Origin of the sequence: Kribbella sp. NPDC050459 (genome assembly GCF_040655315.1) — a bacterium.
Taxonomy (GTDB): domain Bacteria; phylum Actinomycetota; class Actinomycetes; order Propionibacteriales; family Kribbellaceae; genus Kribbella.
In genome coordinates, this window is record NZ_JBFAJQ010000009.1 from 116,150 (window position 1) to 136,157 (window position 20,008).

A 20,008-nucleotide genomic window follows, 5' to 3' on the forward strand; every position below is an offset into this window, starting at 1 on the left:
AAGTAACGCCTACGGTCACCGTGTGGAAGGTTTTCTTCTCAATGTGTCAACCGGTGGCCACCGGGCGACCCGAGACCTGCCAGGCGTGCATGCCGCCGTCGAGGTTGATCGCCTCGCGGCCGAGCTGGTTCAGGAACTGGGTGGCCATGCCGGACCGGCCGCCGACCGCGCACACGCAGAGCACCTTCTGGTCCAGCGGCACCTCGCCGACGCGCTGCTGCAGCTCGCCGAGCGGGATGTGCGTGGCGCCCTCGATGTGGCCGCGGTCCCACTCGTCCGGCTCCCGTACGTCGAGTACGAACGCCTCCGCGAGCAGGTCGTCGTCGAGCTCAGCCACCACGACCGAAGGAATCTCCTGGTTCCGGAACATGCGCCCCAGCATGTCAGACCGGCGGAGCCCGGCCGGTGGCCGGATCCGGAAGGCGGTTGCCTGCAGTCCGGATAAAACGTTGACACCGGGCAGCGGATTTCGGACCGTGGCTCGAAGGGAGGCTGCGGTGGCACTGATTCAGGGCATCCCGGGGGAGTTCGAGCCGCAACCCTGGGGAGAGGCGATCCTGCGGAGTCGTGAGCTGCTGCTGCTCCGGATCGCCTGCCGCCCGCCCGACCACGAGGTGCGCCTCCCGGGCCTGGCCACCACCCCGCGGCACGTCGTCGAGGACCACAGCGGCAAGGCGCTGACCTGGCGACGCGACGGCGACGACCTGGTCGTCCGCCTGCCGGAGGCCGGTGAGCCGCCGGTCGTCCGCGTCGCGTTGCAGGGCAAGCTGCGGATCGTCCCGCCGGACACCGTCACCGCGAACTCGGACGGCGTCTGGGACCTGACCCCGACCGGTTCGCCGGCCCATCTCGTCGCCCGCCGCGCCACCGATGTCGCCGTCCGGTTCATCGGCCTGGCCGAACCGGACAGCCGGCATCAGATCCGGCTCGCCGGCCGACGGTACGGCGTGACCGGTCACCAGCTGACCAGGACCACGATCGGCCCGTTCCCGATGCCGGAGCGACGCGTCGTCGCGCTGCCGGTGCCGGCCGGCGTACGGCGGGTGCTCGTGGCGCCGGTCGGCACGGTGCTGGCCTCGATCCACCCGGGCCGTGACGAGCTCACCGTCGTGGTGACGAACTTCGGCCGGACGCCGGCGTGCGGTGAGGTCGAGCTGCCGCTGCCGGCGGGCTGGTCGGCGACCGACCAGACGTGGACGTTCGACGGGCTCGATCCGGGCCGGTCGGTCAGTTGGCTGACGCGGGTCGCGGGTCCCGCGGGTGCACACGAACTCCTGGTTCGCCTGGACGCGGGCCGCCGTTCGGCGTCGTCGCCGTACGTCGTCGCCCTAGGTTGACCCGCGCTGCGCCCGATCCTCTCTCAGCCCATCCGAGTACGCCGGGCGCGGGCGGTGCTAGCTGACCTCGACCGCGTCGGCCTTCTCCTTGGCGGGCAGGCACTTGCCGAGGTTCACGAAGAAGAAGATCAGGCCGAGGGTGATGGTGATGTGGCCCAGGCCGGAGATGCCGTCGAGGGCGGCGCCGGCCTGGTGGCCGAGCACGGTCATCGTGCCGCGGACGATCATCAGCCCGACGGTGAGCGCGAGGCCGGCGTTGTAGACCCAGAAGAACGCGGCGAACAGCTTGCCCGCGGTCAGGGTGAACAGCTTCTCCAGCGCGAGCACGACCAGGAAGAACAGCATGCCCAACGCCAGGATGTGCGTGTGGACGACGCTGAGCTGGGTGTCGCCGGTGAAGTCGTTCAGCTTGGTGAGCTCGCGGTAGTACAGCCCGCTGATCAGCCCCAGAATCATGTAGACGTGCGCTGCCACGTAGATCTTCCGCATGGCCGGGAACCTACTTGAGCAGCTTCGACAGCCTTCGGTCGGCCAGCGGTTTGCCACCGGTCTGGCAGGTCGCGCAGTACTGCAGGGAGGAGTCGGCGAAGCTGACCTCGCGGACGATGTCGCCGCAGACCGGGCACTTCTCGCCCTTGCGGCCGTGCACGCGCAGCCCGGACTTCTTCTCGCCCTTCAGGTCCTGGACGGCGAGGCCCGCGGAACGGTCGACGGCGTCCTGGAGGGTCTCGCGCATCGCGTCGTACAACGTCTTGAGCTCGTCGTCGGACAGGTTCGAGGCGGGTTTGAAGGGCGACATCTTGGCGACGTGCAGGATCTCGTCGGAGTAGGCGTTGCCGATCCCGGCGATCACCGACTGGTTCCGCAGGACGCCCTTCAGCTGGACCCGGCCAGCCTTCTTCAGGATGCCGCCGAAGTCGTCGAGCGAGAGCGTGAACGGGTCCGGCCCGAGGCGCGCGATACCGGGCACATCGTTGACGTCGCGGACGACATACACCGCGAGCTTCTTCTGGGTGCCTGCCTCGGTCAGGTCGAACCCCGAGCCGTCGTCCAGGACCGTCCGGAGCGCGATCGGCCCCTTGCCGGGGCGCACGAGCCCGGTGTTCTGCTCCTCTTTCCAGCGCAGCCACCCGGCCCGCGCCAGGTGGATGACCAGGTGCACGCCCTGCGCGGAGATGTCCAGGAACTTCCCGTGCCGCTGCACGTCGTCGATCAGCAGCCCCACCATCGCCGAGATCGGCGGGTCGTAGGTCTTCAGCGCGCTGATCGCCGTGATGTCGGCCCGCACGAAGGCATGCCCGACCGCTCGCTCCCGCAGGAACACGGCCAGCGACTCGACCTCCGGCAACTCAGGCATTCTCCTAGTGTGCCTGACGCCAGGGACAGTTCCGGCGGATCACCCATGGAGGACGGTTGTGGGAGCCGGTAGTTTCGGTGGCAACCGAGTTGGGAGGCCCTGATGGGGTTCGTCAAGACAATGCTCAAGGGTGCTGTGGTGGCCAAGCTGATGCAGGTGGCCCAGCGGGAGCTCAGCAAGCCCGAGAATCAGCAGAAGATCAAGCAGGCGGTTCAGAAGGTTCAGCAGCGCCGCGCTCAGTGAGATGGCTTGTGGGTAGAGCTAGCTCCACCCTCGAGGAGGATTCAGCGTGACTGCGTAGCCAGGGTTTCCCCTGATGTGCTGGGTGCATGAGCCAGGTACTCGATCGGACGCGCATTCAGGACATCGACGCGCTGCGTGGTTTCGCCCTCCTGGGCATCTTGGTCGTGAACATCACCTTCGTCGCCTCCGGGTTCCCGATCCATCTGGCGAAGGACCCGGCGTACGACTCGTGGCTCGACCACTCCGTCCACTGGCTGTCGTCGGCGTTCGTGGACATGAAGTTCTACCTGCTCTTCTCGTTCCTGTTCGGGTACAGCTTCCAGTTGCAGATGGAGGCGGCGCAGCGAGCGGGGGCCGCGTTCAAGCCGCGGATGCTGCGCCGGCTCGGCGGTCTGTTCGTACTCGGCGTCCTGCACGGCGTCTTCCTGATCACCGGCGACATCCTGAGCGTCTACGCGATCATCGGCCTGATCCTGCTCGGCATGCGCCGGGTGAAGGACCGTACGGCGCTCCTGGTCGCGGCAGGCATCTACGCGTATCTGTTCCTCACCCTGGCGATCGCCGCGCTCTTCGTGGACAGCACCCAGTTCATCGACCCCACCACAGCAGTAGCGGCCGCACAGGAGACCACTGCGAACCTGACGGGCTCGTTCAGTGACGTCATCGGCGAGCACGTGCGCGCGCTCCCGACGTACGGCCTGTCGCTGCTGACCGTCCAAGGCCCGACCACACTGGCCGCGTTCCTGATCGGCATGGTGGTCGGCCGGCGCCGGATGCTGCAGAACCTCTCCGGCAACGAGGCTGTGCTCCGGCTGATGCAGCTGGTCGGCTTCACCATCGGCATCTCGGGCGGTGTGTACTACGCCTCCGTCGGCGGTAACGGCGACACCGGCGCCGTACTGATCAGCGTGCTCACCGCACCGTTCCTGACAGCCGCGTATGTCGCGACCCTGCTCCGGTTCATGCACTCCGACCGCGGGGAGGACGTCCGTGAACTCCTGGCTCCGGCCGGGCGCATGGCGCTGTCGAACTACCTGGGCCAGTCCGTGGCCACCATGCTGATCTTCACCGGCGTCGGCTTCGGTCTGGCGGGTCAGGTGTCTCCTCTGGAGACAGTCGGCTTCGCGGTCGGCATCTTCGTCCTGCAGGTGCTGCTGAGCCATGTCTGGCTCAGCAGCTTCCGCTATGGCCCGGTCGAAGGGGCGCTGCGGGCGGTCACCAACGGGACCGCCCCCAGGTGGCGCGTTCAGGCCGCGTGACGGCCGTGGTGCAGGCGGGCGGTGCGGATGGTGTGCACGGTCCCGCTGGTCGAAGCAGGCTTGTGGTTGAAGGGCTTGACCGTCGCGCCGAGCGCGAGCAGGTCGAGCTTGGTCCGGGCCAGGTCACGGTCGTCAGCGACCCAGGTGCCCTGCGGTCCGGCGGCCGGACCGGTCGAGTGGCGCCTGTTGCTGAACTCCAGAGCCGCGATCACGGCCAGCACGAGTACTACGAGAACGATGTATCCGGTCATGGCAGTAATGATTCTACCATTTAGATCCTGCCACTAGTGGCACTATTGACATAGTCCAACAAATTACTGCCATACTGGCTGGATGCTGCAGAAGATCGCCGTCGTCCTGATGGAGGACGTCGCCCTGTTCGAGTTCGGGGTGCTCGCCGAGGTCTTCGGCATCGATCGCACCGACGACGGAGTGCCGCCGTTCGACTTCAAGGTGTGCTCGACCACGCCGGGCGTCCCGATGGAGACCAGCTCCCACTCCCAGGTCGTCGCGCCGTACGGGCTGGAGGAGCTCGAGGACGCCGACCTGATCGGCATCCCGGCCACCACCTGGCGGCACGCGTACGACGAGCGGATCCTGGACGCGCTGCGGCGGGCCGACGCGCGCGGCGCGATCCTGCTGACGGTCTGCTCGGGCGCGTTCGTGCTCGGCGCGGCCGGACTGCTCGAGGACCGGGCCTGCACCACGCACTGGCGCTACATCGACAAGTTCCACGACCAGTTCCCAGCCGCGAAGCTCGACCCGGACGTGTTGTTCGTCGATGACGGCAACATCATCACCAGCGCCGGCACCGCGGCCGGCATCGACGCCGCCCTGCACCTCGTACGCCGCGAGCTCGGCAGCGCGGTCGCCACCCGGATCGCCCGCCGGATGGTGGTCCCGCCGCAGCGCGACGGCGGCCAGCGGCAGTACGTCGACGTACCGGTGCCGGAGTCGTCCGGGGAAAGCCTGCAGCCGGTCCTGGACTGGATGGTCGACAACCTGACTGTCGACCACACCGTGCCCGCACTGGCCCGGCGCGCGCAGATGTCCGAGCGCACGTTCGCGCGCCGCTTCGTCGCCGAGACCGGTACGACGCCACTCAAGTGGGTCACCACCCAGCGCGTGCTGCGCGCCCGGACGCTGCTCGAACAGACCCGGATGGGCATCGAGCAGATCGCCGCGGAATCAGGATTCGGGACGTCCGCCCTGCTGCGGCATCACTTCCGTAGGGTGGTGGGCGTGCCACCACAGGATTACCGCCGCACCTTCCAAACCGCCGGCTGATGGTTGGCTATCGCAACGCCACGCCGGCCGACGTCGACGCGGTCCTGGCGTTCTGGGCGACCGCGGCCGAGGATTCACACCGCCCGCCGGACTCCGCCGACGCCGTCCGCCGGTTGATCGCCCGCGACCCGGAGGCACTGATCCTCGCGACCGACGGCGAGACGGTCGTCGGCTCGGTCATCGTCGGCTGGGACGGCTGGCGCTGCCACCTGTACCGCCTGGCCGTCGCGCCGACCCATCGCCGCCAGGGCATCGGCCGCGAACTGGTCGCCCGGGCCGAGGCCCGTTTCACGTCGTACGGCGGCACTCGCGCGGACGCGATGGTGCTCGACGACAACGCCCAGGCGCACCGTGTCTGGTCGACCGCCGGCTACGCACTGCAGCCGGAATGGTCGCGCTGGGTCAAGCCGCTCTGACCCGCCCGGTGTGAGGAAGGCATCACCGGACCGATTTGCATCGCCACCCCCTGCTCTGCGTAAGGTCACAGGGGGGTAACAGCGATGGACAGATGGAGTGGTTGTGACGACGCCGGACCGCCCCCCGGGCAGGACCGCACGCCGGCTGAGCTGGGACGTGATGCGCGTCCTGGCGGTGCTGGCGGTGATGTTCACCCACACGACGTACATGGGTCCGTTCCTGCACCCTGAGCTCGGCCGGCCGCTCGGGCCGTACCCGTTCCAGGTCGGCGCCAGCATCCTGCTGGTGATCAGTGCGTACTTCGTCTGCGTGACGATCCGGAAGGGCTCGACGCACCGGTGGCTGTGGCGGCGCGCGTGCCGCGTGCTCCCGCCGTACCTGATCGCCGTCGTGTTCACCTATCTGGTCGTGGTGCTGCTCGCGCCCCGGAACTGGATCCTGCCGACGCCGCGCGACCTGTGGAGCAACCTCACACTGGCCGCCTCGTTCGACCCGGGCGTCAAGCTCATCGACGGTTCGTACTGGACGCTGCCGCTGCAGCTGATGGCGTTCGCCGCCGCGGCACTGCTCTGGCCGCGCGGCCTCGGGCAGCGGATCACCACACTGCTCTGGATCATGATCATCGCGCCGGTCGTCCTGCAGTGGAACGACCGCATCGGCCACAGCCCGCTCTGGGTGCAGCAGGCGTGGAACGGCCTCGGCCTGCATCGCCTGCAACTGTTCGCCATCGGCATCGCGATCTGGCTTTGGGCGCAGCGACGGATCGGCGTCGTCCACCTCGCCGCACTGCTCGTGGCGACCGTCTTCGCGCAGCACGCACACACCGCAGACCTGCCGTCGTCCCTCGGTATCGGGGCGCTGCTGGTGCTCGTCGCACTGGCCGCCCGCGGCCCGGACTGGACGGTGTTCACACGGCTCCGGCGGCCGATCCAGTTCCTGGCCCGGATCTCCTTCGGGCTCTACCTGCTCAACCAGGTGGTCGGATACCTGATCGCCTACCGCCTGATGGAGCTCGGCGCGGACCGGCTGCTGCAGGTCGCCGGCGCGATGATCGGCGTGATCGGGCTCGCCTGGCTGCTGACGAGGTACGTCGAGGAGCCGGCGTACCGGGCGCTGTCGGCGGTCCGGATCCGCAGCCTGGGAGCGCGCGCGTTCGCCTGGCTGACTACTTGACATCGGATACTCGTGAGCTAATACTCGATTTCGAGTAATCGAGATCGAGGAGACCGGTATGGCGCGACGGAGAGTGGCGAACCCGCTCGCGTTCGCGGTGCTCGGCAGCCTCAGCGAGCGGCCGATGCATCCGTACGAGATCTCGACGATGCTCCGCGCCCGCGGCAAGGACCAGAGCATCAAGGTGAACTACGGCTCGCTGTACTCGATCGTCGCGTCGCTCGAGAAGCACGGCTTCATCGAGGCGCGGGAGACGGTCCGGGAAGGCAACCGGCCGGAGCGGACGATCTACCAGATCACCGACGCCGGCCAGGCCGAGTTCACCGACTGGCTGTCCGAGCTGCTCGGGACGCCGACGCGGGAGTTCCACCCGCTGGAGGCCGGGCTGTCGTACCTCCCGGGTCTGCAGCCGGAACGCGCCATGGAGCTGCTCGAGCAGCGGCTCAAGGCGATCGACACCGACATCGAGCAGACGATCGCGACGCACGAGCACATGGCCTCGATGGACTTCCCGCGGATCTTCTGGGTCGAGTCCGAGTTCCGGCTGGCGCTGCTGCGCGCGGAGTCGTCGTACATCCACCAGCTCGTCGACGAGATCCGCACGGACGAGCTGAGCGGCTCGCACTTCTGGCGGCAGGCGTGGAAGCACTATCTGGAGGACGGCATCAGCCCGGCCGAGCAACTGAAGGATCCCGTCAAGTACTTCGGGCAGGACTTCGCCTGGATGAAGGCGATGCCACCGGAAGCAAGATAAGAGACGGCCCTCGACCCACGGTGCGGCAACACCAGGGTCAAGGGCCGCGGTTCCTCGAGTCGGTCCGAAGACCTGGCACCCAAGGGCACAACCATCAGGATAGCCAGCCCGGACCGGCTCCCCACCTACAAGGGAGTCACGTGATGGCTACGCATGCCCTCGAAGCGGCCGACCTGGTCAAGACGTACCCGGCCGGCCGGAAGAAACCCGCGCTCCGCGCGCTCGACGGTCTCACCGTCAGCGTTCCGGAAGGCGTTGTCCTCGGCCTGCTCGGGCCCAACGGCGCCGGGAAGTCCACCACCGTCAAGATCCTCACCACGCTGTCCCGGGCGGACTCCGGCAGCGCCCGGGTCGCCGGGTACGACGTGAACCGCGAGCCGGACCAGGTGCGGCATGCGATCGGGTACGTCCCGCAGAAGTCCAGCTCCGATCCGATGGCGACCGGGCTCGAGAACCTGGTGCTGAGCGGCCGCATCTTCGGCCTGTCCCGCCACGACGCCGTGCAGCGCGCCCGTGACCTGCTGGAGCGGTTCGGGCTGTCCGACCACGGCGACCGCCCGGTACGGACGTACTCCGGCGGTATGCAGCGCAAGCTGGACGTCGCGCTCGGCCTGGTCCACCGGCCGAAGGTGCTGTTCCTGGACGAGCCGACCACCGGTCTCGACCCGGAGGCGCGCGCCGATCTGTGGAACGAAGTACTGCGGCTGTCCGGGCAGGAAGGCCTGACCGTGCTGCTGACCACGCACTACCTGGAGGAAGCCGATCGGTTGGCGGGACAGCTGGCGATCGTCGACCACGGCCGGATCGTTGCCGAAGGCACCCCCGAGGAGCTGAAGGCCGGGCTGCGTGGCGACTCGGTGCAGGTCGAGCTGGTCGATCCGGACACCGACGGGACGGTTCGCTCACTGCTCGCGCAGTTGCCCGGGATCGACGAGGTCCTTGTCGAGGGCAACACTCTGCGCGCTCGCGTCGACCGCGGCGCCACCGCCGTACCGGAAGTGCTGGGAGCCCTTGAGGACAAGGCGATTCCGGTGGTCGCGGTCACGGTTTCGCGGCCGTCGCTGGACGACGTGTACCTGCAGCTCACCGGCCGTTCGTTCCGGGTGACGGAGGAGGCGGCATGATCGCGCACACGGGTCTTGTCTTCGGACGGTTCATGCGGGCCTCGTACCGGCAGCCGGCGTTGATCGCGTTCACGCTGGTGCAGCCGGCGATCTGGCTGCTGCTGTTCGGGCAGCTGTTCCAGGGCGTCGTCCACATCCCGGGCTTCGGCGACTCGTCGTACATCGCGTTCCTGACACCGGGGATCGTGATGATGACGGCGCTGATGACGAGCGGCTGGAGCGGTACGTCGTTCATCCAGGACATGGAGCGCGGCGTGATGGACCGGTTGCTCGCGTCACCGGTCAGCCGCGGCGGACTGATGGCCGGGCAGCTGCTCAGCAACGCGACGACCACGTTCATCCAGACGATCCTGGTGTTCGCGATCGGCATCGCCGCGGGCGCCCGGTACGACGGCGGGGCCGTCGGCTACCTGGTCACGATCGCCGCGTCGGTTCTCGTCGGCCTGGCGTTCGGGTCGCTGTCGAACGCGGTGGCGCTGCTCACCCGTCAGCAGGAGGCGCTGATCGGCATCTTCCAGTTCGTGTCGCTGCCGTTGACGTTCCTCTCGTCGATCATGATCGACCCGACGGTGGCGCCGCACTGGGTGAACGTCGCGGCCCGCTTCAACCCCGTCAACTGGGCCACCATCGCCGCCCGCCAGTCGCTGGCCGCCGACCCGGACTGGTCTTCGGTGGGCCGGTACAGCCTGTACCTGCTGGCCTTCACGCTGATCGTCGGATGGCTCTCGACCCGGGCCTTCCGTACGTACCAGCGGTCAGTGTGAGGCGTACCAGGGCTTGATGACGTCGTCGATCAACGCGAGTCGCTCGTCGAACGGGATGAAGGCGGACTTCATCGCGTTGATCGCGAACCAGCGCAGGTCGTGCAGGCCGTATCCGAAGGCCTCCGCGAGCAGGGCGAGCTCGCGGCTCATCGACGTGCCGCTCATCAGCCGGTTGTCGGTGTTCACCGTGACCCGGAAGCGGAGCTTGGCGAGCAGGCCGATCGGGTGGTCGGCGATCGACTCGGCCGCGCCGGTCTGCAGGTTGGAGCTCGGGCACATCTCCAGCGGGATCCGCCGGTCTCGGACGTACGCCGCGAGCCGCCCGAGCTCCGCCTTGTCGCCGTCGTGGGTGATGTCGTCGATGATCCGGACGCCGTGCCCGAGCCGGTCCGCGCCGCACCACTGGATCGCCTGCCAGATCGACGGCAGCCCGAACGCCTCGCCGGCGTGGATGGTGAAGTGCGCGTTCTCGCGCTGCAGGTACTCGAACGCGTCCAGGTGCCGGGTGGGCGGGAAGCCCGCCTCGGCGCCGGCGATGTCGAAGCCGACCACGCCCGCGTCGCGGTACGCGACCGACAGCTCGGCGATCTCCCGTGAGCGCGCCTTGTGCCGCATCGCGGTCAGCAGCTGCCGCGCGACGATCGGCCGCTCGGCCACCGACATCCCGTGCTCGAACCCTTCGCGCACCGCGTCCACGACCTGTTCGAGGGTCAGGCCGCGGGTCAGGTGCTGCTCGGGCGCGTAGCGCACCTCGGCATACACCACGCCGTCCGCCGCGAGGTCCTGCACGCACTCACTGGCGACCCGCGTGATCGCCTCGGCCGTCTGCATCACCGCGACCGTGTGGTCGAACGTCTCCAGATACCGCTCCAGCGACCCCGAGTCCGCCGACTCCACGAACCATGCACCCAGCTCGGCCGCGTCCGTCCGCGGCAGCTGATGCCCGATCTCGCGCGCCAGGTCCAGCACGGTCCCCGGCCGCAGCCCGCCGTCCAGATGGTCGTGCAACAAAACCTTCGGCGCCGCGTTCAACTCCTCAGGCGTGATCATGCGGCCATAGTGCCACCCGGCAAACGTTCAAGACTTCTGTCGGTGCGGGGTGTCATCGTGAGGAGATGGTGAGTCGGTTGCTGAGCCGTCCTGAGTGGCAGTTCTTCGGGGTGCTGCCGCGGGCCGATCGCGGGCTGGCCATCGCCTGGTGGGTGCTGCTGATCGCCCGCGGCGCGCTGCCGGCGGTCTTTGCGATCGCGATGGGGCGGATGGTGGGTGCGGTGCAGCACAGCGCGGCGCTGGGCGGGCCGTTGGTGCTGATGGGTGCGACGTTCATCCTGATGCAGGTGCTGACACCGGTTCATCAGGCCGTCAGCGCCAACCTCGGCAGTCGCGTCTCGGCGTACCTGAACGACGAACTCGCCAAGGCCTGTGTCGGGCCGCCGGGGATCGGGCATCTGGAGGATCCGGAGCTGAGCGAGGACCTGACCGTCGCGCGCGAGTTCGACCACGGCCAGACCGGTCCGCCGATGTACCTCAACGTCGACTTCGTCGCCGGCAGCCTGGTCGAGCTCGTCGGCGGGGTCGCGTCCGCGGTGGTGCTGTTCGGATTCAGCTGGTGGGCGCCGCTGGTGCTGGTGGTCGCGTGGTCCGCGACGCATTGGCTGCTCCGGGAGAGCGGTGTGTGGAAGGACCGCAACACCGCCGAGGTCCGGTCGGCGCAGCGGCACGCCAACTATGCGTACGAGCTGGCGGTCGAGCCGGACGCGGCGAAGGAGCTGCGGCTGTTCGGTCTCGCCGACTGGACCGTGCGGCGCTTCACCGAGCGACGCCGCCGCCTGTTCGAGCTGCAGTACGCCGCGACGCGCCTGCGGGAGCGCCCGATGGTCTGGAGCCTGCTGATCATCGCGGTGGCCAACGGTCTCGTATTCTGGTCGCTCGGCGCGGCGGCGATCGACGGACGGCTGCCGGTCGACCGTCTGGTCGTCTTCGCCCAGGTCGCGATCGGGGTCGGCATGATCGCGTTCGGCGGGCTGAACTGGGCGCTGGACGGAGCGGCCGCGCCGGTCGCCGCCGTCCACCGGCTGGAGCCCGCGATGGCACCGGCAGGCGCGCTGACCCCTGGATCTCTGGCGCCCGGCTCTCCGACACCCGGCCCTCTGGCGCCTCGCTCGGAGGCGGGCGGTCGCGGCGCGGTCGGGATCGAGCTGCGCGGGCTCAGCTTCGGTTATCCACAGGGCGATCGGCAGGTGTTCGACGGGCTCGACCTGACCGTCCCGGCCGGTTCGTCGCTCGCCGTCGTCGGTCAGAACGGCGCCGGCAAGACCACGCTCGCCAAGCTCCTGTGCCGGTTGTACGACCCGGATTCCGGGACCATCCGGGTCGACGGCACGGATCTGCGGGACCTTGACGTCGACGCGTGGCGGACCCGCGTCGCCGCGGTCTTCCAGGACTTCCTCAAACTCGAGCTGTCGTTGCGGGACAACGTCGCACCGGCGGGCGCTCCCGACGACGACATCCGCGCGGCTCTCGCGGACGCCGGCGCCGCCGACCTGGCCGACCTCGACACCCGGCTGGCGACCGGGTACGGCGACGGCACCGATCTGTCCGGCGGACAGTGGCAACGCGTCGCGCTGGCGCGGGCCCTGTGCGCGGTCCGGCAGGGCGCGGGTCTCGTACTGCTCGACGAACCGACCGCCCAGCTGGACGTTCGCGGCGAGGCGGCGATCTTCGACCGGATCCTGACCGCGACCCGCGACGTCACCACGATCCTCGTCTCACACCGGTTCTCGACGGTGCGGCACGCCGACCGGATCTGCGTACTGGAGCACGGCCGCGTCGTCGAGCTCGGCAGTCACGACGAGCTGATGGCCCTCGGCGGGCGGTACCGGACGATGTTCGACCTGCAGGCGCAACGCTTCACGGCCGAGGTCGACGAGGAGGGGCTCAGCTATGACACGCTCTGACGACCTGCCTCGCGCGTTGCCGGCGATGTGGCGGCTCTGCAAGCTGGGCTACCAGCACGAGCCGGGGCTGCTGGTCGCCGCCTTCGTGATGACGTTGCTGGCCGCCGTACCGGACGCCTTGCTGGCCTTGTGGCTGAAGATCCTCGCGGACGGTGTGCTGGCCGGGGATCGACGCGCGACTCTGCTGGCCGCGAGCGGCCTGGCGGTGTCGGTGACGGCGACCTGGTTCCTGCGGACGTTGTCGACGCGGATCTCGCGCCGGTTCCGCGACCGCGTGACGATCATGCTGGAGGCGCACGTCGCTCGGCTGCAGGCGTCGGTCGCGACGGTGGAGCACCACGAGCGGCGTGACTACCTGGACCGGCTGGCCGTCCTGCGCAAGCAGGTCTTCGTGCTCGACCACATGTACATGTCGCTGTTCTCCACCTGCGGCTGGATCCTGCGGCTCGCGGTGACGGTCGCCCTGCTGATGTCGATCCATCCCTCCCTCGCGCTGCTGCTGGTGTTCGCCCTGCCGACGGTTGTCAGCTCCAGTTGGCGTCCGGGTGTCGAGCGCGAGGTCGAAGAGCGGTACTCCGCGCACTATCGGCTCGCCCAGCACCTGTTCAAGACCGCGACCACGGCCGCCCCCGGCAAGGAGGTCCGCGTCACCGGGATCGGCGCCGATCTCGTCGCGGGCCGTCGCCGCGAGTGGGAGCAGTGGTACCGGCCGATGGCCGCCGCGCGCTGGACCAGCGCCGTCTGGCACGGGATCGCGTGGGCAATCTTCGGCGCGGCGTACGTCGGCGCGGTGCTGTTCGTCGCGTCGGGTCTGAACGGCTCGGTCGGTGACGTGTTGCTGATCCTCGCGGCCGGTGCGCGGCTGTCGGCGTACGTCGGCGCGACCGTCGGCGAGATCGGGTTCCTGCGCGGCATCTGGCTGGACGGGTCGCGGCGGCTCGTCTGGCTGGAGAACTACGCGGCCTCGTTCGACAGCACGGCCGATCAGCCCGCCCCCGAGCGGCTCGTCGACGGCATCCGGCTGGACCATGTGTCCTTCTCGTACGCCGGCGCGTCGCGTCCCGCGCTGGAGGATGTCGACCTCGAGCTCCCGGCCGGCAAGGTGATCGCGGTCGTCGGCGAGAACGGCGCCGGCAAGTCCACACTGGTGAAGCTGATCTGCAAGCTGTACGAGCCGAGCAGCGGCCAGGTGCTGCTGGACGGCCGGCCGCTGGCCCGGATCCCGGCCGAGGCCTGGCGGGCCAAGATCGCGGGGGCGTTCCAGGACTTCTTCCGGTTCGAGTTCCGCGCGGTGCACAGCGTCGGGCTCGGAGACCTCCCGCGCCTGGACGACGTACCGGCGGTCACCACCGCGGTGGGGCGGGCCGGCGCGGAGGACGTGCTGCAGCGGCTCGAGTCGGGATTGGACACCCAGCTCGGGTCGACCTGGCCGGACGGAGCGGAGATCAGCTTCGGGCAGTGGCAGAAGCTGGCGCTGGCCCGCGGGTTCATGCGCGACCGGCCGCTGCTACTCGTGCTCGACGAGCCGACCGCCGCGCTGGACGCCGAGACCGAGCATGCGCTCTTCGAGCGGTACGCCGAGGCGGCCCGCGACGGCACGGACGGCCGGATCACAATCCTGGTCTCACACCGGTTCTCGACGGTGCGGATGGCCGACCTGATCGTCGTCCTGGACGGCGCCCACGTCGTCGAGACCGGCACCCACGACGAGCTGATGGCCCTCGACGGTCACTACGCCGACCTGTACCGGATCCAGGCGGCCGCCTATCACTAGTTGATCTTGAAGACTAGTTGATCTTGAAGACAGGGACGCCGGGCGCGATGTGGCGCAGGACCTCGTCGGGGGAGTTCTTCGAGACGTCGCCGCTGAAGAACGTGCCGACCTCCCACGCCCACTTCTTCAGGTACAGCCGCAGGGCGGGGATCTTGTCGGCGTCGGCGACCTCTTCGGCGTGGAACGTCTCCACCTTGCTCCCCAACTGCAGCCGGCCGGTGCCGCTGACCCGCAGGTTCTTCACCCACTGCGTGTGGCCGCGCGGGGCGACCAGGTAGCGCTGGCCGTCGATCACCAGCAGGTTCACCGGGGTGCTGCGCCACTCGCCGGACCTGCGGCCCTGGACCGACAGCACCCGACTGCCCATCAGGCTGAGACCGAGCTTCGTCAGCCGTGCGACGATCCGGTTGAAGACCCGCATGCTGCCCTCGGAGGCGGTGATCACGCGCTTGCTGTCGTAGGTCTGCTTGTACTCGGTCATGGCGGTTCCTTCGCGGGTTTTCGAGAGCGGTGCTCTCTGTTGTGATCAGTGAACATCAGATCGCCGCTCACTGTCAAGAGCACTGCTCTCGGTTTTGTGGCAGACTGACCTCATGAACGCCGGACGTACCGCCCGTGAACGTGCCCGGGCCGAGCTGACCGAGGAGATCAAGACGGCCGCCCGGCAGCAACTGGCGACCGTCGGCGCCGAGGCGCTGTCGCTGCGGGCGGTCTCGCGGGAGCTCGGGATGGTGTCGTCGGCGCTCTACCGGTACTTCGCGAGCCGCGACGAGCTGCTGACCGCGCTCATCATCGACGCGTACAACGCTCTCGGCGAGGCAGCCGAGAGCGCGGCCGGCGGAGACGACCCGGTCGACGAATGGATGGCGATCTACGTGGCCGTCCGGGACTGGGCACGGGCGCACCCGCACGAGTATGCGCTGATCTACGGGTCACCGATCAGCGGCTACAAGGCGCCTCAGACCACGGTCCAACCGGCGGTGCGGGTCCCTCTGTTGCTGCTGGAGTTGTTGCAGCGCGCCCACGCGACGGGCCGCCTGGTCACACCGCCCGACGCACCCGTACCGTCCGGGCTGCTGGACCGACAGGTGGAAGTGCTCGTCGAGCTCGCGCCTGACGTCCCCCGCCCGGTGCTGCTCCGGACCATCATCGTGTGGACCCAGCTCTTCGGCATGCTCAGCTTCGAACTCTTCGGCCAGCTGGTCGGCTCGATGGACCCGGCGGACGAGTTCTACGCGTCGGCCTCGCGGCAGATGGCGGCCTTCGTCGGGCTCAGGTGAACGCCTTCGGCAGCGGTACGTCGAGCGCTGCCGACACCCGGCGTACGTAGGTCTCCCGCGGGATCGAGACCGCGCCGAGGGTCGCCAGATGGTCGGTGACCCACTGGATGTCGAAGACCCGGTCGGCGGCGTGCTCGTCGTTCAGCAGCTCGATCGTGCCCGCGACGGCGGCCTTCGAGCCGTCGGTCTGGTGGTGGAACATCGACTCGCCCGCGAACAGCCCGCCGATCGCGACGCCGTACAGCCCGCCGGCCAGTTCGTCGCCGTCCCAGGCCTCGACCGAGTGCACCCAGCCGAGCCGGTGCAGCTCGGTGTACGACGCGATGATGTCGCGGTCGATCCACGAACCGGGGCGGCGCGGATCCGCACACGCGCGGATCACCCGGTCGAACGCGGTGTCGACCCGGATCTCGAACTTGGCGCGCGCCCGGCGCATCGACCGCGACGGCTGGTACCCGTCGACCTCGATCACGCCCCGGTCGACCGGCGACCACCACAGCAGCGAGCTCCGGTGGTCCGGCATCGGGAACAGCCCTCGCCGGTACGCCGCCAGCACAGTGCCCGGCGCCAGGTCGGCACCCCCGGCCACGACGTCACTTCCGCCGGCCACCCCGACCGGCGGAAACTCCCACTGGGACGGAGCAGGTTCGATCGCCACAGCACCATCCTGGACCATGCGGATCCCCACTAGGGGACACCAAGGGATTGTCCCGAGTGGCGAGGGGCCGGGAGCCACGTACAGTTGAAGCACGTCCGGGTTCTGACGCGTGGGGCCGGGCGGGAAGGAGCACCGTGGCCGGAGTAGCCAGGTTCGTCGCCAGTAGTCTCGCGCCCGCCGCCCAGCGGTTCGCCCCGACGGCAGCGGGCGGCGTGTTGCGCCAGATCCTCGAGGTCGCGATCGACGGGTACCAGCGGTTCCCCGGCGCGGAGCGGATTGCGGACACCAAGCTGGAGCGTTGCGGCGGCGATGTCACGGACGCGATCGAGGCTGTGATCGACCAGCACATCCGGCTGGCCGGCGTGCAGGGGTTCGCCACCAGCATCGGCGGTCTTGTCACGCTGCCCGTCGCCCTGCCCGCGAACCTGACCGGCCTCGCGGTCGTGCAGTGCCGGATGGTCGCGGCGATCGCCCACCTGCGCGGGTACGACCTCGACGACCCGCGAGTCCGGACGGCGGTGATCACCTGCCTGCTCGGAGAGGAAGGCGTGACGGACCGGCTCCGCAAGGCGAGCCTGGTCTCGTCCCCGCTCGCCATCGCGACCGCCCCCGTCTTCGACCCGGAGCTGGATCGGCAGATCTCCGGCGAGGTCGTCGCGGAGCTGATCGGCCGGATCAGCGGTAAGCGGATGGCATTGACCGTCACCCGGCGCGTCCCGTTCCTCGGCGGTGCCGTGGGCGCCGGCGTCGACGGCTGGTCGACGTACCGTGTCGGCCAGTTCGCGGACAAGAGCCTGGTCCGGCGCATCCGCCGCCCGATCGAGCAGTGACGGCGCCGTTCTGGGGGCCGACGCTCGACTGTCCGGATCCACTCGCGCTCGCTTCGTTCTACCGGGTGGTGGCCGGCGGTGAGCTGGCCGTCGTCACCGACTCGTTCGTCGAGCTGCGGTTCGACGCGTTCAGCCTCGGTTTCCAGCGGGACCTGAACTATCGCGCGCCGACCTGGCCCGACCCGCGAATCCCGCAGCAGGCGCACCTGGATTTCTCCGCCGAGGACCTGGACGCAGAGCAGGACCGCATCGTCGCCGCCGGAGCCACGCCAACCGATGTCCAGCCGTCACCGGACACCTTCCGCGTGTTCCTGGACCCGGCCGGCCACCCGTTCTGCCTGACAACCTGGCGAACCCCCAGCGGCCCGCCCGAATCACGCTGACTGGTCGACGGGTTCCCTCCGGGTGAGCGGAAGCCTGGCGCGGGTGTCCTCGTCCGCCGGCGTCTCGACGTACAGGATCAGGTCGGGGTGCGCCGACACGGCCAGCTCCGTGATCGTGAAGTGCAGCTCGCCGGCGACCGGGTTCAGGATCCGGCGCAGGCGCGGCGTACAGTCCGCGACCTCGTGGCGTCCCCACAGCTGGGCGAACTCGGGGCAGATTGCTCGCAGCCGGTCGAGGTCGGTCTCCCAGTCCGGGTCGCCGACGTGTTCGCCGTACGCCGAGCGCAGCCGGCCGACCAGATACGGGACCTCGGTGTCGTAGTTGAGCAACTGCGCCCGCGCCGCGGGCTCGGTGACGATGCACCAGAGCAGGTTCTTGTGGATGCAGGGCAGCTGGTGCCAGTCGTGGAACAGGTCGTTGTACGCCCGGTTCGCGCGGACGATGTCGAAGCGCGTATTCGTGATCACCGCAGGCAGCGGGTCGAGCGCCTCCACGATCTCCTCGAACACGGCCTCACTCGCGCCGTCCGTCGTCCGCGGCAACCGCACCGGCGTCGCCTCCGCGAGCCGGTACAGATGCTCACGCTCGACCGGTGTGAGCCTCAGCGTGGACGCGACCGCATCCAGCACCTGCCCACTCACATTGATCGGCCGCCCCTGCTCGAGCCACGTGTACCAAGTCACACCCACCCCGGCCAGCTGCGCCAGCTCCTCCCGCCGCAACCCAGGCGTCCGTCGCCGCCCCCCACCCGGCAACCCAACATCCTCCGGCGCCACCCGCCCCCGCCGAACCTTCAAAAACTCCCCAAGCTCAACCCGCTGCCGCTGCCCACTCACCCACCCATCCTCACCCGCCCCACCGACAGTTCCCGACCCTGTGGATAACCACCGCGGAGCCGGACCCCGGTTCGGTACCGTTGCGGACAGTGCTCACCAGCCTCGGAGGGACCGTTGCCACTCGACACCACGAAGTTCGCCTCGGCGTTCTCGGATGCGAACCACCGACGGCGGACGGAGCAGGGCTTCGACATCGCGGCCGAGCAAGCGCAGTTGCGGGAACTCCTGTCGGAGACGGATTCACCTGAGCAGCGCGCCTGGGCGCTCGACCTGATCGAGTCTCTCGCCGAGCCATTGCCGCCCCCGCGCGAGTGGAGCGAGCTGTACCACGAGGCCAACCGAATCCACGCCGAGGCGTACGGCGCCGTCGGCACGCCGGCAGAGCGCATCGCCGCGCTCGAGCTCGCCAGGCGCAGGATCTGGGAGATCGCGGATCGCGCATCCGCCGACGAAGAGGCCGATATCCGAGCCCTGACCCGGGGCATCGAGCATCTCGAGGACCAACTCCGCTATCCAGTGTTCCCACTCGACGACGAACCACCGGCCAAGCTCGAGTAGCCGATGGACGCCTGGGACCGATTGATTCCCCGCGACAGTTCGGTCTACCGCGAGTTCGCGCGTCTGCACCGGATCGCCCACACGCTTCTCGGCAGCCCTGTCGATCGGTGGAGCGGTGACTTGTACGCGTTGGCGCCCGGGACCTGGGGCGGATTCGATCCGCGCACGAGTGCCGTCCGCCTCGCGGAGGACCGGGTGCTCAGGTACCTCACCGGATCGACGTCGCCGGACGATCCGCGCAAGCAGGCCCAGGCGTTGGCGACCGTGCTGCACGAGGCAACCCATACCGGCATGGCGACCGATGCTCCGGACGAACCAAACGCAGTGCGGTCCGCCCATAGCCTGGGAATCATGGAGGGTGTCGCGGAGCTTCGTGCCGTCGAAGACTTCGCACTCTTCTCCCGTACGGCGGGTTATCGCGACTTGGGCTACTTCCAACCGGAATATCCGGCCGCGTACTCGGCGACCGATAGCCTGGTGAACCAAGCGTCGGGGATCTCTGTGCCACGCCGACAGCTGCTCGACACCGTGTTTCGCGGGCCGGGAGCGATGCACTTCGACCAGTTCGCGGACGCCGTCCTACGGAACCGGCTGAGTGAGGTCGTGCCGGACCGCGCCGACCACCGGCAGGCAGTCCGGGCCGCGCTGATTCCGTCCTTGGCACATCCCTACTGGCCGACGATCCGCCAGCGCCCGTTGGAGGCAGGCGAACATCTGGCCGACGAAATCCGCCAGAACCTCAATGCCAAGGTGGACGAGATCCACCGGCACTATTCGTTCACTCCACGTACGGTGTTTCCCGCCGAATCGCCCAACGCAGCCGCTGTACGGCGCGAATCGCCTGAGCGACGTACCGGCCCCGAGCCGCCACGATTCCTCGATGGGCAGGCGCCCGCGTCGGGTGCTGTGCGCGCGAAACCGTCACTGGGAGACGGCGCACGACGAATCGGGGGCCCGGCAGGACCCAAGGTGTCACTGCGCCCTGCCAGCCGTTCGACGGAGTAGGCGTCACACAG

Annotated in this window: 24 protein-coding genes; 16 read left to right on the forward strand and 8 right to left on the reverse strand. The window is 69.0% G+C overall.

The genetic code is table 11. From position 1 onward, the window contains the following. Positions 1 to 46: 46 nt before the first annotated feature. The gene (locus AB0I12_RS26945; RefSeq protein ID WP_359934643.1) at positions 47 to 370 is read right to left on the reverse strand and encodes a rhodanese-like domain-containing protein; all 324 of its coding nucleotides are present in this window, start codon (positions 368 to 370) and stop codon (positions 47 to 49) included. A gap of 127 nt (positions 371 to 497) precedes the next feature. Here AB0I12_RS26945 and AB0I12_RS26950 point away from each other — a divergent pair, with 127 nt between their 5' ends. Continuing rightward, entirely contained in the window at positions 498 to 1,337 is an 840-nt protein-coding gene (locus AB0I12_RS26950; protein WP_359934645.1) for a hypothetical protein, read from the forward strand. A gap of 57 nt (positions 1,338 to 1,394) precedes the next feature. Here AB0I12_RS26950 and AB0I12_RS26955 read toward each other — a convergent pair whose 3' ends face one another. Both AB0I12_RS26955 and AB0I12_RS26960 read right to left on the reverse strand, forming a co-directional pair. Next, positions 1,395 to 1,826 (reverse strand): DUF2871 domain-containing protein, encoded by a 432-nt coding sequence (locus AB0I12_RS26955; RefSeq protein ID WP_359934647.1) that lies wholly within the window; start codon positions 1,824 to 1,826, stop codon positions 1,395 to 1,397. A 10-nt stretch (positions 1,827 to 1,836) separates the two neighbouring features. Then, on the reverse strand, positions 1,837 to 2,694 hold the full coding sequence (locus tag AB0I12_RS26960; RefSeq protein WP_359934649.1) for a DNA-formamidopyrimidine glycosylase family protein: 858 nt from the start codon (positions 2,692 to 2,694) through the stop codon (positions 1,837 to 1,839). Between the two features lie 102 nt (positions 2,695 to 2,796). On the opposite strand from AB0I12_RS26960, the gene AB0I12_RS26965 reads away from it, so the two are divergent. Both AB0I12_RS26965 and AB0I12_RS26970 read left to right on the forward strand, forming a co-directional pair. Continuing rightward, entirely contained in the window at positions 2,797 to 2,937 is a 141-nt protein-coding gene (locus tag AB0I12_RS26965) for a hypothetical protein (RefSeq protein ID WP_359934651.1), read from the forward strand. An 86-nt stretch (positions 2,938 to 3,023) separates the two neighbouring features. Beyond that, entirely contained in the window at positions 3,024 to 4,196 is a 1,173-nt protein-coding gene (locus AB0I12_RS26970) for a DUF418 domain-containing protein (protein ID WP_359934653.1), read from the forward strand. Here the strand turns inward: AB0I12_RS26970 and AB0I12_RS26975 are convergent. Beyond that, a complete protein-coding gene (locus AB0I12_RS26975; protein WP_359934655.1) occupies positions 4,184 to 4,447 on the reverse strand; it encodes a hypothetical protein in 264 nt (87 codons plus the stop codon). The two genes, AB0I12_RS26970 and AB0I12_RS26975, sit on opposite strands and share 13 nt — an antisense overlap. An 82-nt stretch (positions 4,448 to 4,529) precedes the next feature. On the opposite strand from AB0I12_RS26975, the gene AB0I12_RS26980 reads away from it, so the two are divergent. From AB0I12_RS26980 to AB0I12_RS27005, 6 genes are all read left to right on the forward strand, one after another. Next, a complete protein-coding gene (locus tag AB0I12_RS26980; protein WP_359934656.1) occupies positions 4,530 to 5,483 on the forward strand; it encodes a helix-turn-helix domain-containing protein in 954 nt (317 codons plus the stop codon). Continuing rightward, positions 5,483 to 5,899 (forward strand): GNAT family N-acetyltransferase, encoded by a 417-nt coding sequence (locus tag AB0I12_RS26985; RefSeq protein ID WP_359934658.1) that lies wholly within the window; start codon positions 5,483 to 5,485, stop codon positions 5,897 to 5,899. Before AB0I12_RS26980 ends, AB0I12_RS26985 begins: the two co-directional genes overlap by 1 nt. Before the next feature lie 103 nt (positions 5,900 to 6,002). Continuing rightward, on the forward strand, positions 6,003 to 7,073 hold the full coding sequence (locus AB0I12_RS26990; protein ID WP_359934660.1) for an acyltransferase: 1,071 nt from the start codon (positions 6,003 to 6,005) through the stop codon (positions 7,071 to 7,073). 58 nt (positions 7,074 to 7,131) lie between these two features. Further along, positions 7,132 to 7,827: a PadR family transcriptional regulator gene (locus tag AB0I12_RS26995; protein WP_359934662.1), complete on the forward strand. Its 696-nt coding sequence runs from the start codon at positions 7,132 to 7,134 to the stop codon at positions 7,825 to 7,827. Between the two features lie 143 nt (positions 7,828 to 7,970). Further along, complete coding sequence (locus AB0I12_RS27000) at positions 7,971 to 8,951, forward strand: ATP-binding cassette domain-containing protein (RefSeq protein WP_359934664.1); 981 nt, start codon at positions 7,971 to 7,973, stop codon at positions 8,949 to 8,951. After that, a complete protein-coding gene (locus AB0I12_RS27005; RefSeq protein WP_359934666.1) occupies positions 8,948 to 9,715 on the forward strand; it encodes an ABC transporter permease in 768 nt (255 codons plus the stop codon). The genes AB0I12_RS27000 and AB0I12_RS27005 overlap by 4 nt, the downstream gene beginning before the upstream one ends. On the opposite strand, the gene AB0I12_RS27010 is transcribed toward AB0I12_RS27005, so the two are convergent. Then, complete coding sequence (locus AB0I12_RS27010) at positions 9,707 to 10,765, reverse strand: adenosine deaminase (protein ID WP_359934668.1); 1,059 nt, start codon at positions 10,763 to 10,765, stop codon at positions 9,707 to 9,709. The two genes, AB0I12_RS27005 and AB0I12_RS27010, sit on opposite strands and share 9 nt — an antisense overlap. A gap of 65 nt (positions 10,766 to 10,830) precedes the next feature. Here AB0I12_RS27010 and AB0I12_RS27015 point away from each other — a divergent pair, with 65 nt between their 5' ends. Then, positions 10,831 to 12,672 carry an ABC transporter ATP-binding protein gene (locus AB0I12_RS27015; protein WP_359934670.1) on the forward strand — a complete coding sequence of 614 codons (1,842 nt, stop codon included), beginning with the start codon at positions 10,831 to 10,833 and terminating at the stop codon, positions 12,670 to 12,672. Further along, positions 12,659 to 14,446 (forward strand): ABC transporter ATP-binding protein, encoded by a 1,788-nt coding sequence (locus AB0I12_RS27020; RefSeq protein ID WP_359934672.1) that lies wholly within the window; start codon positions 12,659 to 12,661, stop codon positions 14,444 to 14,446. The genes AB0I12_RS27015 and AB0I12_RS27020 overlap by 14 nt, the downstream gene beginning before the upstream one ends. 13 nt (positions 14,447 to 14,459) lie before the next feature. Here the strand turns inward: AB0I12_RS27020 and AB0I12_RS27025 are convergent, their stop codons facing one another. Next, the gene (locus AB0I12_RS27025) at positions 14,460 to 14,927 is read right to left on the reverse strand and encodes a nitroreductase/quinone reductase family protein (protein WP_359934674.1); all 468 of its coding nucleotides are present in this window, start codon (positions 14,925 to 14,927) and stop codon (positions 14,460 to 14,462) included. Between the two features lie 112 nt (positions 14,928 to 15,039). On the opposite strand from AB0I12_RS27025, the gene AB0I12_RS27030 reads away from it, so the two are divergent. Next, complete coding sequence (locus AB0I12_RS27030; protein ID WP_359934676.1) at positions 15,040 to 15,726, forward strand: TetR/AcrR family transcriptional regulator; 687 nt, start codon at positions 15,040 to 15,042, stop codon at positions 15,724 to 15,726. On the opposite strand, the gene aat is transcribed toward AB0I12_RS27030, so the two are convergent. Next, positions 15,719 to 16,384 (reverse strand): leucyl/phenylalanyl-tRNA--protein transferase, encoded by a 666-nt coding sequence (aat, locus tag AB0I12_RS27035; RefSeq protein ID WP_359934678.1) that lies wholly within the window; start codon positions 16,382 to 16,384, stop codon positions 15,719 to 15,721. The two genes, AB0I12_RS27030 and aat, sit on opposite strands and share 8 nt — an antisense overlap. 134 nt (positions 16,385 to 16,518) lie before the next feature. Here aat and AB0I12_RS27040 point away from each other — a divergent pair, with 134 nt between their 5' ends. Beyond that, positions 16,519 to 17,214 (forward strand): EcsC family protein, encoded by a 696-nt coding sequence (locus AB0I12_RS27040; protein ID WP_359934680.1) that lies wholly within the window; start codon positions 16,519 to 16,521, stop codon positions 17,212 to 17,214. Beyond that, on the forward strand, positions 17,211 to 17,597 hold the full coding sequence (locus AB0I12_RS27045; protein WP_359934681.1) for a VOC family protein: 387 nt from the start codon (positions 17,211 to 17,213) through the stop codon (positions 17,595 to 17,597). Before AB0I12_RS27040 ends, AB0I12_RS27045 begins: the two co-directional genes overlap by 4 nt. Here the strand turns inward: AB0I12_RS27045 and AB0I12_RS27050 are convergent. Continuing rightward, positions 17,589 to 18,434, reverse strand: coding sequence for a helix-turn-helix transcriptional regulator (locus AB0I12_RS27050; RefSeq protein ID WP_359934683.1), 846 nt, complete (start codon positions 18,432 to 18,434; stop codon positions 17,589 to 17,591). The genes AB0I12_RS27045 and AB0I12_RS27050 overlap by 9 nt on opposite strands. Before the next feature lie 114 nt (positions 18,435 to 18,548). Between AB0I12_RS27050 and AB0I12_RS27055 the strand changes: the two genes are divergently transcribed. After that, positions 18,549 to 18,992, forward strand: a complete 444-nt coding sequence (locus AB0I12_RS27055) for a hypothetical protein (RefSeq protein ID WP_359934685.1) — start codon at positions 18,549 to 18,551, stop codon at positions 18,990 to 18,992. A 3-nt stretch (positions 18,993 to 18,995) separates the two neighbouring features. After that, positions 18,996 to 19,997 (forward strand): hypothetical protein, encoded by a 1,002-nt coding sequence (locus tag AB0I12_RS27060; RefSeq protein ID WP_359934687.1) that lies wholly within the window; start codon positions 18,996 to 18,998, stop codon positions 19,995 to 19,997. The last annotated feature ends 11 nt before the right edge of the window (positions 19,998 to 20,008 follow it).

What these genes read in the sequence shown, in the direction of transcription:
- AB0I12_RS27015 (WP_359934670.1), top strand. Translation starts at nt 10,831, where the DNA reads ATGGTGAGTCGGTTGCTGAGCCGTCCTGAGTGGCAGTTCTTCGGGGTG.
- AB0I12_RS26965 (WP_359934651.1), top strand. Translation starts at nt 2,797, where the DNA reads ATGGGGTTCGTCAAGACAATGCTCAAGGGTGCTGTGGTGGCCAAGCTG.
- AB0I12_RS27025 (WP_359934674.1), bottom strand. Translation starts at nt 14,927, where the DNA reads ATGACCGAGTACAAGCAGACCTACGACAGCAAGCGCGTGATCACCGCC.
- AB0I12_RS27060 (WP_359934687.1), top strand. Translation starts at nt 18,996, where the DNA reads ATGGACGCCTGGGACCGATTGATTCCCCGCGACAGTTCGGTCTACCGC.
- AB0I12_RS26955 (WP_359934647.1), bottom strand. Translation starts at nt 1,826, where the DNA reads ATGCGGAAGATCTACGTGGCAGCGCACGTCTACATGATTCTGGGGCTG.
- AB0I12_RS26980 (WP_359934656.1), top strand. Translation starts at nt 4,530, where the DNA reads ATGCTGCAGAAGATCGCCGTCGTCCTGATGGAGGACGTCGCCCTGTTC.
- AB0I12_RS26960 (WP_359934649.1), bottom strand. Translation starts at nt 2,694, where the DNA reads ATGCCTGAGTTGCCGGAGGTCGAGTCGCTGGCCGTGTTCCTGCGGGAG.
- AB0I12_RS27005 (WP_359934666.1), top strand. Translation starts at nt 8,948, where the DNA reads ATGATCGCGCACACGGGTCTTGTCTTCGGACGGTTCATGCGGGCCTCG.
- AB0I12_RS27020 (WP_359934672.1), top strand. Translation starts at nt 12,659, where the DNA reads ATGACACGCTCTGACGACCTGCCTCGCGCGTTGCCGGCGATGTGGCGG.
- AB0I12_RS26995 (WP_359934662.1), top strand. Translation starts at nt 7,132, where the DNA reads ATGGCGCGACGGAGAGTGGCGAACCCGCTCGCGTTCGCGGTGCTCGGC.
- AB0I12_RS26985 (WP_359934658.1), top strand. Translation starts at nt 5,483, where the DNA reads ATGGTTGGCTATCGCAACGCCACGCCGGCCGACGTCGACGCGGTCCTG.
- AB0I12_RS27000 (WP_359934664.1), top strand. Translation starts at nt 7,971, where the DNA reads ATGGCTACGCATGCCCTCGAAGCGGCCGACCTGGTCAAGACGTACCCG.
- AB0I12_RS26945 (WP_359934643.1), bottom strand. Translation starts at nt 370, where the DNA reads ATGTTCCGGAACCAGGAGATTCCTTCGGTCGTGGTGGCTGAGCTCGAC.
- AB0I12_RS27010 (WP_359934668.1), bottom strand. Translation starts at nt 10,765, where the DNA reads ATGATCACGCCTGAGGAGTTGAACGCGGCGCCGAAGGTTTTGTTGCAC.
- AB0I12_RS26975 (WP_359934655.1), bottom strand. Translation starts at nt 4,447, where the DNA reads ATGACCGGATACATCGTTCTCGTAGTACTCGTGCTGGCCGTGATCGCG.
- AB0I12_RS26970 (WP_359934653.1), top strand. Translation starts at nt 3,024, where the DNA reads ATGAGCCAGGTACTCGATCGGACGCGCATTCAGGACATCGACGCGCTG.
- AB0I12_RS27030 (WP_359934676.1), top strand. Translation starts at nt 15,040, where the DNA reads ATGAACGCCGGACGTACCGCCCGTGAACGTGCCCGGGCCGAGCTGACC.